A 13,075-nucleotide genomic window follows, 5' to 3' on the forward strand; every position below is an offset into this window, starting at 1 on the left:
GTTTGATTGAAACATCAATAGTGTTTCGGCGGCCATAGCGTGAGGGAAACGCCCGGTTACATTCCGAACCCGGAAGCTAAGCCTCACAGCGCCGATGGTACTGCAGGGGGGACCCTGTGGGAGAGTAGGACACCGCCGGACTCCTTTTAAACAGGAAAGCCACCCAATGCTGGGTGGCTTTCTTGCGTTACGCCGCAACAGCGTTGCGTACACAAGAAGAGCCATCCCTCGTGGGGTGGCTCTTCTGCGTTAACGCACCTCTCGACGCCACCCTCACCGCTTCAAGCGCGCCTCGAGCATCGTCGCGCACTCCCGCACCGCGTCAGCGATCTCGTCCTCGTCCAGATCTTCGCGACCCCAGGTCACCGCGACTGCCGCAACGGGCCAGCCGGCAGCGTCGAGCACCGCTGCTCCCACGCTGCGCAGCCCCTCGGCGATCTCGCTGTTCTCCGTCGCATATCCCCGCGCGCGCACGTCCCGCAGGAGCTCCCGCAGCTCCCGTGGCGTCTGCGGACCCAACCCGGTGCGGTCGGGGAACGCGGACACGTCAGGATAGAGAGCCCGGACCTGCCCGCGGGGGAGTGCCGCGAGTATGGCCCGACCCGACGCGGTGAGGTGGGCGGGAAGTCGCACCCCCACGTCCGTCACCAATGCAGGCCGGCGCGGCGCACGTTCTTCGACGACGTACAGCACATCCCCGCCGCTCATCACCGCCAGATGCGCGCTCTCACCCAGGCGGTCGGACAGCGCAGCCACCAGAGGGCGGCCTCTTCGCGCCAACGGCTGCTGGCGTGTGTATCCGCCGGCGAGCTCGAAGGCGGAAGTGCCCAGTCCCCACCGTCGCTCCTCGCGCAGATGCAGAACGAACCCGTGCGCGGCGAGCGTGGTGAGCAAGTGGTACACCGTCGATCGCGGCAGCTCGAGTTCGCGCGCGATCGCAGACGCCGCGACCGGAGCGGGCCGTGCAGCCAAGTAGCTGAGTATGCGGAGCGTGTTCTCTGCGGCCGGAACCTGCGACGTCTCGGCCTTGTCTGGGATCACAGACACAGCATCCCATGAACGGGTGTCCTGCACGACACGTCGGGTGTGGAATCGAAGCATGACCGAACTCGCCCCCGTGCTGGTCGGAGCGGCCCCGCTGTCGCCCGCCGATGTCGTCGCCGTCGTCCGTCACGATGCCCCCGTGCAGCTCGACACCGAAGCTCTCGCCCGCGTCGCCGAGACCCGCCGTGTGATCGACGGCCTCGCCGCCGACCCGAACCCGCACTATGGCGTCTCGACCGGATTCGGCGCGCTGGCGACCACCTTCATCGCCCCCGACCGCCGCCTGCAGTTGCAGGCCAGTCTGATCCGCTCGCACGCCGCGGGCACCGGTGCCGAGGTCGAGCGCGAGGTCGTCCGCGGACTCCAGCTGCTCCGCCTGCAGACCCTTGCCTCCGGACGCACCGGCGTACGCCCGGTCGTGGTCGAGACCTACGCCGCCCTGCTCAACGAGGGCATCACCCCCGTCGTGCGCGAGTACGGATCGCTCGGCTGTTCGGGTGACCTCGCCCCTCTCGCGCACATCGCCCTGGCCGCGATGGGCGAAGGCGACGTGCGTGACGCATCCGGCGCACTGGTCCCCGCTGCCGAGGCTCTGGCCGCCGCGGGCATCGAGCCGCTGACCCTCGTCGAGAAGGAGGGGCTCGCCCTCATCAACGGCACAGACGGCATGCTCGGCATGCTGGTGCTCGCCCTGCACGACCTGGAGACGCTCCTGCTCACCGCCGACATGGCTGCGGCCATGTCGGTCGAGTCGCAGCTCGGCACCGACGCCGTGTTCGCCGCCGACCTGATGGCCCTCCGCGCACAGACGGGCCAGGCCGAGTCCGCGGCCAACCTCCGCGCCTTCCTCGGCGACTCCCCCATGGTCGCGAGCCACAAGGGACCGGACGACGGCCGCGTGCAGGACGCCTACTCGCTGCGCTGCTCTCCCCAGGTGCACGGCGCCGCCCGCGACACCCTCGCCCACGCGACGCTGATCGCCGGACGCGAGCTCGCCAGCGTGATCGACAACCCCGTCATCACGCTCGACGGTCGCATCGAGTCGAACGGCAACTTCCACGGTGCTCCGGTCGCCGCAGTTCTCGACTTCCTCGCCATCTCTGTCGCCGACGTCGCCTCGGTCTCCGAGCGCCGTACCGACCGCGCACTGGACCCCGCCCGCAGCCACGGACTCCCGCCCTTCCTCGCGGACGAGGTGGGCGTCGACTCCGGCCTCATGATCGCGCAGTACGCGGCAGCCGGCATCGTCTCCGAGCTCAAGCGTCTCGCGGTCCCCGCCTCGGTCGACTCGATCCCCTCGTCCGCCATGCAGGAGGACCACGTCTCGATGGGATGGGCCGCTGCCCGCAAGCTGCGCCGCGCCATCGACGGGCTCGGACGGGTGCTCGCCATCGAGATCCTCACCGGCGCCCGCGCGCTCGACCTGCGAGCACCGTTGCAGGCGGGACCCGCGACCGGCGCCGTGCGCGACCTGGTCCGCACCGTCGCCGCCGGTCCAGGCCCCGACCGCTTCCTCTCCCCGGACATGGAAGCCGTCACCGCCCTCGTCCAGTCGGGCGACGTCGCCCGCATCGCAAAGGAGCACACTCATGGTTGAGAACGTCGCATCAGAGGCCACCGCATCCGACACGACCGCCACCTCCGGACCCCGCGTCGTCCGCGCTGCCCGCGGCAACCAGCGCACCGCGAAGAGCTGGGGCGCCGAAGCCGCCAAGCGCATGCTGATGAACAACCTCGACCCCGAGGTCGCCGAGCACCCAGAAGACCTGGTCGTCTACGGCGGCACGGGCAAGGCCGCCCGCAGTTGGGAGGCGTACGACGCGATCGTGCGCACCCTCGACGAGCTCGAACCGGACGAGACGCTGCTCGTGCAGTCGGGCAAGCCAGTCGGCGTGTTCCGCACGCACGAGTGGGCCCCGCGCGTGCTCATCGCCAACTCGAACCTGGTCGGGGACTGGGCCACGTGGCCCGAGTTCCGCAAGCTCGAAGAGCTCGGGCTCATCATGTACGGCCAGATGACCGCCGGATCGTGGATCTACATCGGAACCCAGGGCATCCTGCAGGGCACGTACGAAACGTTCGCCGCCGTCGCCCGCTCGCTCGGTCGCGACTCGCTCCGTGGCACGCTGACCCTCACCGGTGGTGCCGGGGGAATGGGCGGCGCTCAGCCGCTCGCCGTGACCATGAACGACGGGGTGGTGCTGATCGTCGACGTCGACGAGTCGCGTCTCACCCGCCGCGTGGAGCACGGCTACCTCGACGAGTACACGACCGATCTCGACGCGGCCGTCGCGCGCGTGGTTGCCGCCAAGGACGCCGGGGAGGCCCTCTCGGTCGGCGTGGTCGGCAACGCGGCCGAGGTGTTCCCCGAGCTGCTGCGTCGCGGCGTGCCGATCGACATCGTGACCGACCAGACCAGCGCCCACGACCCGCTCGCCTACCTCCCGCTCGGCACCACGGTGGCGGAGTGGAAGGCCGAGGCCGAGCGCGACCCGGAGGACTTCACTCGCCGCTCCCGCGCATCGATGGCAGCGCACGTCGAGGCGATGGTCGCGTTCCAGGATGCGGGCGCCGCGGTGTTCGACTACGGCAACTCGATCCGCGCCGAAGCGCAGCTGGGCGGATTCGACAGGGCATTCGAGTTCCCCGGATTCGTGCCGGCCTACATCCGCCCGCAGTTCGAAGAGGGACGAGGGCCGTTCCGCTGGGCTGCGCTGTCGGGAGACCCGGAAGACATCTACAAGACCGACCGGGCGATCGCCGAGCTCTTCCCCGAAGACGCGGCCCTGCACCGCTGGCTCGAAAAGGCTGGGGAGAAGGTGCACTTCGAAGGGCTGCCCGCCCGCATCTGCTGGCTCGGCTACAAGGAGCGCCACCTCGCCGGACTCAAGTTCAACGAGATGGTCGCCTCGGGTGAGCTCTCGGCTCCTATCGTGATCGGTCGCGATCACCTCGACTCCGGCTCAGTGGCATCGCCCTACCGCGAGACCGAGGCGATGAAGGACGGTTCCGACGCCATCGCCGACTGGCCCCTGCTGAACGCCCTGCTCAACACGGCATCCGGCGCCTCCTGGGTGTCGCTGCACCACGGCGGCGGCGTCGGCATCGGCCGCTCGATCCACGCCGGTCAGGTGACGGTCGCCGACGGTTCTGACCTCGCCGCGCAGAAGCTGGAGCGCGTGCTGACGAACGACCCCGGCACCGGGGTGATGCGCCACGTCGACGCCGGCTACGAGCACGCGCGCGAGGTCGCCCGTGAGCGCGGCCTGAACGTGCCGATGCTCTGAGAGGGTGAGGACATGTCCACGCTCATCACGAACATCGCGGAACTGACGACGAACGTCGCGACGGCTGATGACCGCACCGGGACCCTGGCCGACGCAGCGGTGCTGATCGAGGGCGAGCGGATCGCCTGGGTCGGCCCCGCCGCGGACGCTCCGGCCGCCGACGAGGTCGTGGACGCCACCGGACGCGCGATGATCCCCGGGTTCGTCGACAGTCACAGCCACCTCGTCTTCGGGGGCGACCGCGCCGCCGAGTTCGAGGCGCGCATGGCGGGGCAGAAGTACGCGGCCGGCGGCATCCGCTCGACCGTCGCCGCCACCCGTGCCGCGACCGATGCCGAGCTGCGCACGCGCCTCCGCGGCTTCCTCGACGAGATGCTCGCGCAGGGCACGACAACCGTCGAGATCAAGAGCGGCTACGGGCTGAGCGTCGTCGACGAGGAGCGACTCGTGCGCCTCGCGGCAGAGGTCACCCCCGAGGTGACCTTCCTCGGCGCACATGTCGTGCCCGCGGAGTATGCCGACCGGCCGGACGCATATGTCGATCTGGTGACCGGGCCCATGCTCGATGCGTGTGCCCCGCACTCGAAGTGGATCGACGTCTTCTGCGAGACGGGCGCCTTCACGGTCGCGCAGTCGCGGCGGGTGCTGGAAGCCGGCCTCGCCCGCGGCCTCGCCCCCCGCGTGCACGCGAGTCAGCTCGGTCCGGGCGAGGGTGTGCGGCTGGCCGTCGAGCTCGGTGCGGCCTCGATCGACCACGGCACCTATCTGACGGATGCCGACATCGATGCGCTCGCCGGCTCCGACACCGTGCTCACCCTGCTGCCGGGGGTCGAGTTCTCCACGCGACAGCCGTATCCGAACGCCCGACGTCTGATCGACGCGGGAGTGACCGTGGCGCTGGCCTGCGACACGAACCCGGGGTCGAGCTTCACCTCGTCGATGCCGTTCTGCCTCGCCGTGGCCGTGCGCGACATGGGGATGACCCCGGCCGAAGCGGTATGGGCGGCGACGGCTGGCGGGGCGAGGGCGCTGCGCCGCGACGACATCGGCGTGATCGCACCCGGCGCCAGAGCCGACCTGGTGCTGCTGAAGGCGTCGACCCGCATCCACCTCGCCTACCGCCCGGGCGTTCCCCTCGTCGACACCGTCTGGAAGAACGGACGAGCGATCGGCTGAGGCCTGAAGGCACTCGCTCGATCACCCGTACGATCCGTCCGGGTCAGCCCAGGGCTTGCGTCACGACGACCGCGGCGGCGGCCGACCACGCCTGCGGGCGGCAGGCAGCGGGGTAGGGAAGGGGCGCGCCGCCGGGTACCCGCGCGTCGCCCGCATGCAGCTCGGGCACGCGGTAGCCGAAGCCCTCCGCCAGGTCGAGCAGCTGCTCGGCGACCACTCGCGCTTCGGAGTCGAGCCCGGCACGCATCATGCCGTGCACGGCGATCGCGGTGTCATGCGCCCACACGCTGCCGCCGTGATAGCTGAGTGGCCAGTAGCCCGCCGCTCCGGTCGACATGGTGCGGATGCCGTAGCCGCTCGACATGCTCGGCGCGGTCAGCAGTGCGGCGCAGGCCCGCTCCTCCTCGGGGTCGAGGATGCCGGTGCCGATCAGGTGTCCGATGTTGCTGGTGAGGGTGTCGACCGGGGCACCGTGGGCGTCGAGGGCGATCGCGGGGTAGCGGCCCTCTGGCGTGGTGATCCAGTACGCAGCCCGGAAGCGTTCGCGCAGATCGGCAGCCCACGCCCGCAGCTCCTCCGCACCGGGTTCGCCGAACGTGTCGAGCAGATCCGCGCCGCGCACAGCAGCCTCGTAGGCATAGCCCTGAACCTCGCTGAGCGCGATCGGGCCCTCGGCCAGGCGTCCGTCTCGCCACTGGATCGAGTCGCCGGAGTCCTTCCAGCCCTGGTTCGCGAGCCCGTGGCCCGACTCGTCCGCGTAGTCGATGAAGCCGCTGCCCGAGGCGTCGCCGTGCACCGTCATCCAGGTCAACGCGGCACGAAGGGCGGGGAGCAGCGCCCGCACGTCGCGCTCGGGCATCCCCTCCGCGCTGGCGTCGGCGAGCAGGCAGATCCAGAGCGGAGTCGCGTCGACGGTGCCGTAGTAGAGCGGCGGCAGGTGCACGCCCTCGTTCGGCAACGACAGGGTGCCGCTGCGCAGCTCGTGCGCGATCTTGCCCGGAGCCTCCGCCGTCGATGGGTCGTGCTCAGCGCCCTGGAGTCGAGCCAGCACGCGCAGCGTCGAGGCCGCCATGTCGGGATCGACGGCGAGGGCGAGCCGGGCCGCCCAGAGCGAGTCCCGTCCGAAGAGCGTGAAGAACCAGGGGGCTCCTGCGGCGTAGAACCCATCGTTCGGATGGTCGGGCAGAGCGAGGCGGAGTGCCGAGAGATCGGCGGTCGCCTGCGCCATCCAGCGGGCAGCGCGCGAGTCCGCGGGGACGGCGGGCTGAGGCGCCTGCGACGGTCGGGCGGCGGTGACGACGAGCGTCGGGTCGTCGAGGTCGACCGTCCAGCCGAGGGCGACGGATCCGCGCGGCGGCACGACCGCCTCCCATCGCAACACGAGGGCGTCTCCGTCCTGCGCCACGGCGGCTTCGGGAGCGGTGAGCGTGAACGACGCCTCGCCCGCACGGCAGACGGATCCGTCCCAGCTCCACGTCGCATCGGTACCCAGCCCCGCCTTGACCTCCTGCATCGGCGCGAAGTCCGGGACCACGCGCACGGTCACCGCTGCGGCGACCGGGGTGTCGAGGTGCGAGGTGACCGTGATCCGCTCCGAGAACGCACCGGCGGCAACCCGGCGATCACGGTCCATCCGCACCTTCGGGTCGGCCGATTCGTCGTCGAGCCCGCGCAGCAGGTCGGTCAGCACCGTCTGCTGCGGTACTGCCGACACGCACCCGATGGACTCGAGCGCGGTGCCGTCGACCGCGATCTCGATGCTCCGGATGTGCCGGACGTCGCCGTGGTAGATCCCGTGGATCGGTGCGGTACCCATGCGGCCGATGTCGTCGGACCAGGCCTGGGTCGGCGCCTCGAGCATGATCATGGCGTCGTCCAGCAGCGGCTGGAGGGGCGGGGTGGGGGTCATTCCTTGACGGCTCCTTCTGTGGAGTTCATGATGCGGCGCTGGAAGACGAAGAACATCACGGCGACGGGGATCGTCATGATGAGCGCGGCCGCCAGCTTGAGCGGATACTGGGTGCCCTGGCTGAGTCCGCCGCTGGCGAGGGATGCGACGCCCTTGGTCAGGGTGGTCAGCGCAGGGTCGTTGGTCGACACGATGAAGTGGCTGAGCTCGTTCCAGGAGCCCTGGAACGACAGGATCACGATCGTCACGAGTGCGGGCGTCGCCATCGGCAGCACCACCGACCAGAACAGTCGGAACGTGCCGGCGCCGTCGATGCGCGCCTGCTCCTCGACCGACTCGGGGATCGACTCGAAGAAGTTCTTCATGATGAACACTCCTGCCGCGTCGACGAGCAGCGGCAGGATCATCCCGGCATAGGAGTTGAAGATGCCGAGCTGGTTGATCACGAGGAACTTGGGGATGAGCAGCACCACGGTGGGCACCGACATCACGGCCACGAGTGCCGCGAAGACGACACCGCGTCCGCGGAAGCGCAGTCGGGCGAGCGCGTACCCGGCGAGCGAGTTGAAGAACACCCGACCCGCGGTGACGAAGATCGTCACGATCGCGCTGTTCACGAACCACGACGGGAAGTCGGAGTTGCGGAACAGGCGCTCGTACGCCGCGAACGTCCAGACGTCGGGGATGAGCGTGATGCCGCTGGACGCGGCATCTTCATCGGTCTTGAAGCTCGTCGCGACCTGGATCAGGAACGGATAGATGTAGATGATCGCGAGGATGATCAACAGCGCGTAGAGCGCGATCTGCCAGGTCAGCTGCTTCGACGAGAGCCGTCTCATGACGATGCTCCCTTCGACGACTGGTAGGCGCGGATACGACGCTTCGACACCGGCCGGTCGCGCAGCACCCAGCGCTGCAGGAGCGTGAAGATCACGATGATGACGAACAGGATGAACGCGATCGCCGCACCCTGCCCCCACTCCTGGTTCTGGAACGCGGTCTGGTACGAGAGGTAGGCGGGGGTGAGCGTGGTCTTGCTCGGTGCTCCCCGCGTGCCCGTGTAGATCTGGTCGAACACCTGCCAACAGCCGATGAGGCCGAGGGTGAGCACGGTGAACAGGGTCGGGCGCAACTGGGGGAGCGTGATGCGCCAGAAGCGCTGCCACCCGTTCGCGCCGTCCATCATGGCGGCCTCGTCGACGTCGGCACCGAGGTTCTGCAGGCCGGCGAGGAAGATGAGCATGAAGGTGCCGGAGGTCGTGAAGATGGCCATCAGGATGTACGCGCTCATCGCGACGGACGGACCGGCGAGCCACTCCCACCACGACACTCCGAGTGTGCCGCCCTGCGTGAGCGCCGCGGGACCGGCATCGACGCCGACCGTGCCGAGTGCCAGGTGGAGGATGCCGCGCGGATCGTTGAACCAGTTGGGGCCGTTGATGCCGAACCAGGAGAGCACGTCGTTGACGGCGCCGCTGGAGGTGAAGAGGAACATCCACAGCACCGTGATCGCGACGGTGCTGGTCACGGAGGGGAAGTAGTAGGCGGTGCGGAAGAACCCGCGACCGCGGAGCATGGCGCGGTTGACGAGGATCGCGAGGAAGAGGGCGAGCGCGGTCTGCAGCGGGACCACGAGCAGTACATACCAGGCGTTGTTGCGCAGGGAGGTGCCGAAGTCCTTGGTCGCGAGACCGCCGTCGGTGAGGACGGCCGAGAAGTTGTCGGCGCCGACGAACGAGACCGATCCGGAGAGGGGGCTGCCGCGGCCGCCCCAGTCGGAGACGCTCACCCAGAGGGCCATGAGCACCGGGATGAGGAGGAAGACGCCGAGGATCACGATCACCGGCGCCGTGAACAGCCATCCGGCTGCCGCCTCGCCGCGGCGGAGCCCGGAGGCCCCACCGCGGCGAGACGCTGCCTTGACCGCCATGGTTACTCGACGACCGCTTCGAGGTTCGACTGCACGGAGTCGAGGATCGTCTTCGGGTCGGCCGTCTTGAGCGACTCGAGCTGCGAGTTGAAGTCGGCGATCACGTCGGCGGTGCCGGCCTGGTTCGGCGGGAACTGCGCGTACTCCGCGCCGGCGAGGAACGGTGCGAGCTCGGGGTTCGCGGCGGTCCACTCGTCGGCGGCCGACTTGATCGACGGCATCGGGCCGAACGCCTTCGAGAACGCCAGCTGGCTGTCGGCGCTCGTGAGGTACTCGACCAGGTCGAGCGCAGCCTGCTGGTTCGGGCTGTCGGCGGCCATGCCCCAGCAGTTCGTGAACTGCAGCGTGCCCTTGCCGCCCGCGCCCTCGGGGAGCTCGGCGACCGTGTACTCCAGGCTGCTGTAGTCGTTCGACAGCGCTCCGGTGATCCAGTTGCCCTCGATGACCATCGCGGCGGACTGCTTGCCCAGGGCCTCGCCGCCCCAGCCGGCCCCGACGTCCTTGGCGTAGGCGAAGGTGCCGTCGACCAGGTGCGACTTCACGTAGTCGAGCGCCTCGACGTTGGCGGGGTCGTCGGCGATGGCCGTGCCGTCGTCGACGAGACCGCCACCGGCCTGGGCCATGAACACGCCGACGCGCTGGTACTCGGCGCCGAAGGCCAGGCCCACGTGGTCGGCGGTGGTGAGTTTCTGCGCCACCTCGGAGAGGTCATCCCAGGTCTTCGGGAGATCGGCGTCGGTGAGGCCGGCGTCGGTCCACATCTGCGTGTTGATGATGAGAGACAGCGTCGAGAAGTCCTTGGGCGCGCAGTAGAACGTGCCGTCGACCGTGAAGTTCTCGACGAGCGACGGGTAGAAGTCGTCCTTGTTGGAGAGCTGGTCGCCGTAGGCCTCGAGCGATCCGTTGGCGGCGTAGCCGGAGGCCTGGTCGGTGGAGAGGTAGAACAGGTCGGCGGGGTCGCCGGCGGCGAAGCCCTGCGACAGCTCCTGGTCGAGGTTGCTCGCGGTCTGCAGCTTCACCTTCGTGCCGGACTCCGCCGACCAGGCGTCGACGGCCGACTGCACGGCGGCGGTCTCGGCGTCTCCGGACGAGCCGATCAGCACCGTGAGCGCGTCGTCGGACGAGGTGAGCCCCTCGCCGTCGGCCTTGGTGTCGTCTCCGGCGAAACCGGAGCCGCAGCCGGTGAGCACGAGTGCGCTCGTGAGCAGCACCGCCCCGGTGCCGAGGACTGCGCGAGTGGTGTGCCGTGTCATGGTCTCTCTCCTTTGATGAGTCACTGCGGGTTCGATGAAGTGGTGCGGACGACGATCTCGGGAGGACCGTCCAGGCTCCGTGGCAGAAATTTGAACGATCAAACTCTGCGTGGAATAGGCTAAGCGGGAGTCGCGGGAGGTGTCAACCCGGACCGGACCCGAACGTGGACGAGGAGGTGCGATGGCGAAGGCGCCGACCGTCGAAGACGTCGCCCAGCGCGCTGGCGTCTCGCGGCAGACGGTCTCGAACGTGCTCAACACTCCGGAGATCGTCCGCCCGGCGACCAGGGAGCGCGTCCTCGCGGCGATCCACGACCTCGGCTACCGCCGCCATGCGGCCGCCCGACGACTGCGGCTACGGCGCAGCTCGACCATCGGGATCCGCCTCGATCCGTATCTCGGTGGTATCTCGGGTGTCGTGCTCGACCGGTTCGTGCACGCGGTCACCGAGCGGGCGAGCGAGCGCGGCATGCGCATGCTCGTCTACGCCGCACGCACGCGGGAAGAGGAGATTCAGCGGCTGTCGGAGCTGTGGGAGGGGTCGGAGATCGACGCCGCGATCATCACCGGCACCTCGCGCGACGATCCGCGTGTACGCAGCCTCGACCAGGACGGGCTGCCCTTCATCTCGTTCGGCCGGCCGTGGGGCGAAGACGACATCGCCGATCCGCGCCATCTCTGGGTCGACGTCGACGGTGCCGCGGGAACGCGGGCTGCGACCGAGCATGCACTGACGCACGGCCGAAGGGTGGCCTTCCTCGGATGGCCGACGGGATCGGGCACGGGCGACGATCGTGAGCGCGGCTGGCGTGAGGCCATGGCTGCGGCCGGAGCGCAGGGCGAACGGCTCACGGCGGAGGAGGGCGTTCCCCTCGGGCGTGCCTGTGTCGACGCGGCGCTCGCCGCGGGACATGTGCCCGACGCTCTCGTCTGCGCCAGCGACTCACTCGCGGTCGGTGCGCTGCTGGCCGTCGCCGCTGCCGGACTCTCGCTTCCCGTGATCGGCTTCGACAACACCCCGACGGCCGAAGCGCTGGGCTTCTCGAGCGTCGAGCAACGGCCCGAGGATGTGGCGACGGCCGTCCTCGAACTCCTCATGGGCCCGACGGGGGAGATCGTCGCCCCGCGAACCCTTCAGGCCGGCTCTGCGCACGCGCTGATCACGCCGGAACTCGTCGTGCGCTGACGCGCCACCCGCTTCTATGCCGCGCGGCGCATACGCAGCGTGAATGCGATCCCTGCCAGTGCGATGACGACGATCCCGTAGCCCACGCACACCGCTTCCAAGCCGACGACTCCGACCAGTGCACCCGCGATGACAGCCGGTACGCCGAAGGCCAGATACGCCAGCAGGTAGATCACGGCGAAGGTGTCGGCGCGCTGGGTCGCCGGGATCCGCGGGGCCAGCGAGGCGACGACTCCCGAGAACGCGGTGCCGAACCCCATGCCGGTCGCGGCGGCGGCGACGAGATAGAACGGCAGCGAGCCGAGTCCGAGGGCTATGAGAGACAACAGGGTTCCGGTCGCCAGGGCCGAGGTGCCGAACAGCACCATCGACCGTGCTGCGAGCTTCCGGAGCGTGAACGCGGTCAGGGCTCCGACGCCGGCGAGCAGCACCACACCGAGCCCCTGCCAGATGTGCGCCTCGCCCCCGAGCTCGCCTCGGACGATGTTGGCTCCGAGCGACAGGAACAGTCCACCCGTGGCCCACCCGGCGATGACCGCCGGGGCGCCGCGCCAGAAGTCGGCTCTGATCGCGGTCGGGATCGACAGCCGGAAGCTCAGCGATGCCCAGACGCCGGGCTTGCGCGGTGCGGTCTCCGGAACGAGGAAGAACAGTGCCGCGAGCGCGATGTACGCCGAGCTCAGCGGCGCGAACACATCGAGCAGCGCCTCACCGCTGACATCGAGCATCACTCCGGAGGCGAGTGCTCCGAGCGCGAGACCGATCCCGGGGCTGAGCGCGTTCCACAGGGCGGCGGTCCCCGCGCGGCCGCCGGGTGCGAAGTCGAGCACCGTGGCCGAGAGGGCCGAGATGAGCAGCCCGCTCGCGACGCCCTGCAGGATGCGCGCGAGGAACAGTGTCGCCACGGCATCCGCGTGCCAGAACAGGAACATGCTTCCGGCGAGCAGTAAGAACCCCGCGATCGCGACGGGTCGGCGTCCGACATGGTCCGACAGGGAACCGGCGGTGAGGAGAGTGAGCAGCAGCGCCACCGCGTAGACCGCGAACACGGCACTGATCACGACGGGAGCGAAGCCGATCTGCTGAGCCAGCACCGGATAGAACGGCGACGGCGCGCTCGCACCGACCATCATCAGGATCTGCGCGATGATCGCCAGCACGAAACCGAAGCGGGTGCGCGTCTGCGGGATGGTCGTCGGCAGGGGGACGGCGACGATCGGCTCAGTGGTGGTCATGGCGTCTCCTCGTTTGGTTCGAGAATCATCGAACTATCGGAGCGTACGCGCGTTT

At 69.5% G+C, this 13,075-nt stretch carries 10 protein-coding genes and 1 rRNA gene; 5 read left to right on the top strand and 6 right to left on the bottom strand.

What is annotated here, in order from left to right; translation table 11 throughout:
* Positions 1–24 precede the first annotated feature (24 nt).
* A 5S ribosomal RNA gene (rrf, locus tag AB4070_RS16935) occupies positions 25–141 on the top strand.
* 132 nt (positions 142–273) lie between these two features.
* On the opposite strand, the gene AB4070_RS16940 is transcribed toward rrf, so the two are convergent.
* Positions 274–1,047, bottom strand: coding sequence for an IclR family transcriptional regulator (locus tag AB4070_RS16940; RefSeq protein WP_441981128.1), 774 nt, complete (start codon positions 1,045–1,047; stop codon positions 274–276).
* A gap of 52 nt (positions 1,048–1,099) precedes the next feature.
* Here AB4070_RS16940 and hutH point away from each other — a divergent pair, with 52 nt between their 5' ends.
* The 3 genes from hutH to hutI are packed head-to-tail and all read left to right on the top strand — an operon-like array spanning position 1,100 to position 5,507.
* The gene (hutH, locus tag AB4070_RS16945) at positions 1,100–2,641 is read left to right on the top strand and encodes a histidine ammonia-lyase (RefSeq protein ID WP_441981129.1); all 1,542 of its coding nucleotides are present in this window, start codon (positions 1,100–1,102) and stop codon (positions 2,639–2,641) included.
* Positions 2,634–4,331 (top strand): urocanate hydratase, encoded by a 1,698-nt coding sequence (gene hutU / locus AB4070_RS16950; protein WP_441981130.1) that lies wholly within the window; start codon positions 2,634–2,636, stop codon positions 4,329–4,331. The genes hutH and hutU overlap by 8 nt, the downstream gene beginning before the upstream one ends.
* Positions 4,332–4,343: 12 nt before the next feature.
* Positions 4,344–5,507 carry an imidazolonepropionase gene (gene hutI / locus AB4070_RS16955; RefSeq protein ID WP_441981131.1) on the top strand — a complete coding sequence of 388 codons (1,164 nt, stop codon included), beginning with the start codon at positions 4,344–4,346 and terminating at the stop codon, positions 5,505–5,507.
* 43 nt (positions 5,508–5,550) lie between these two features.
* Here the strand turns inward: hutI and AB4070_RS16960 are convergent, their stop codons facing one another.
* Genes AB4070_RS16960 through AB4070_RS16975 form a run of 4 tightly spaced genes read right to left on the bottom strand, consistent with a single transcriptional unit; the run spans position 5,551 to position 10,599 of the window.
* Positions 5,551–7,416 (bottom strand): glycogen debranching N-terminal domain-containing protein, encoded by a 1,866-nt coding sequence (locus AB4070_RS16960; protein ID WP_441981132.1) that lies wholly within the window; start codon positions 7,414–7,416, stop codon positions 5,551–5,553.
* A complete protein-coding gene (locus AB4070_RS16965) occupies positions 7,413–8,255 on the bottom strand; it encodes a carbohydrate ABC transporter permease (RefSeq protein ID WP_113680247.1) in 843 nt (280 codons plus the stop codon). The genes AB4070_RS16960 and AB4070_RS16965 overlap by 4 nt, the downstream gene beginning before the upstream one ends.
* Entirely contained in the window at positions 8,252–9,346 is a 1,095-nt protein-coding gene (locus AB4070_RS16970) for a carbohydrate ABC transporter permease (protein ID WP_441981133.1), read from the bottom strand. The genes AB4070_RS16965 and AB4070_RS16970 overlap by 4 nt, the downstream gene beginning before the upstream one ends.
* A 2-nt stretch (positions 9,347–9,348) precedes the next feature.
* Positions 9,349–10,599 carry a sugar ABC transporter substrate-binding protein gene (locus AB4070_RS16975; RefSeq protein ID WP_441981134.1) on the bottom strand — a complete coding sequence of 417 codons (1,251 nt, stop codon included), beginning with the start codon at positions 10,597–10,599 and terminating at the stop codon, positions 9,349–9,351.
* A gap of 181 nt (positions 10,600–10,780) precedes the next feature.
* On the opposite strand from AB4070_RS16975, the gene AB4070_RS16980 reads away from it, so the two are divergent.
* Positions 10,781–11,785 (top strand): LacI family DNA-binding transcriptional regulator, encoded by a 1,005-nt coding sequence (locus AB4070_RS16980; protein ID WP_441981135.1) that lies wholly within the window; start codon positions 10,781–10,783, stop codon positions 11,783–11,785.
* 14 nt (positions 11,786–11,799) lie between these two features.
* On the opposite strand, the gene AB4070_RS16985 is transcribed toward AB4070_RS16980, so the two are convergent.
* Positions 11,800–13,020 (bottom strand): MFS transporter, encoded by a 1,221-nt coding sequence (locus AB4070_RS16985; RefSeq protein ID WP_441981136.1) that lies wholly within the window; start codon positions 13,018–13,020, stop codon positions 11,800–11,802.
* Between the last annotated feature and the right edge of the window lie 55 nt (positions 13,021–13,075).

Source organism: Microbacterium sp. 2RAF4 (genome assembly GCF_052115285.1).
GTDB classification, from domain to species: domain Bacteria; phylum Actinomycetota; class Actinomycetes; order Actinomycetales; family Microbacteriaceae; genus Microbacterium; species Microbacterium oxydans.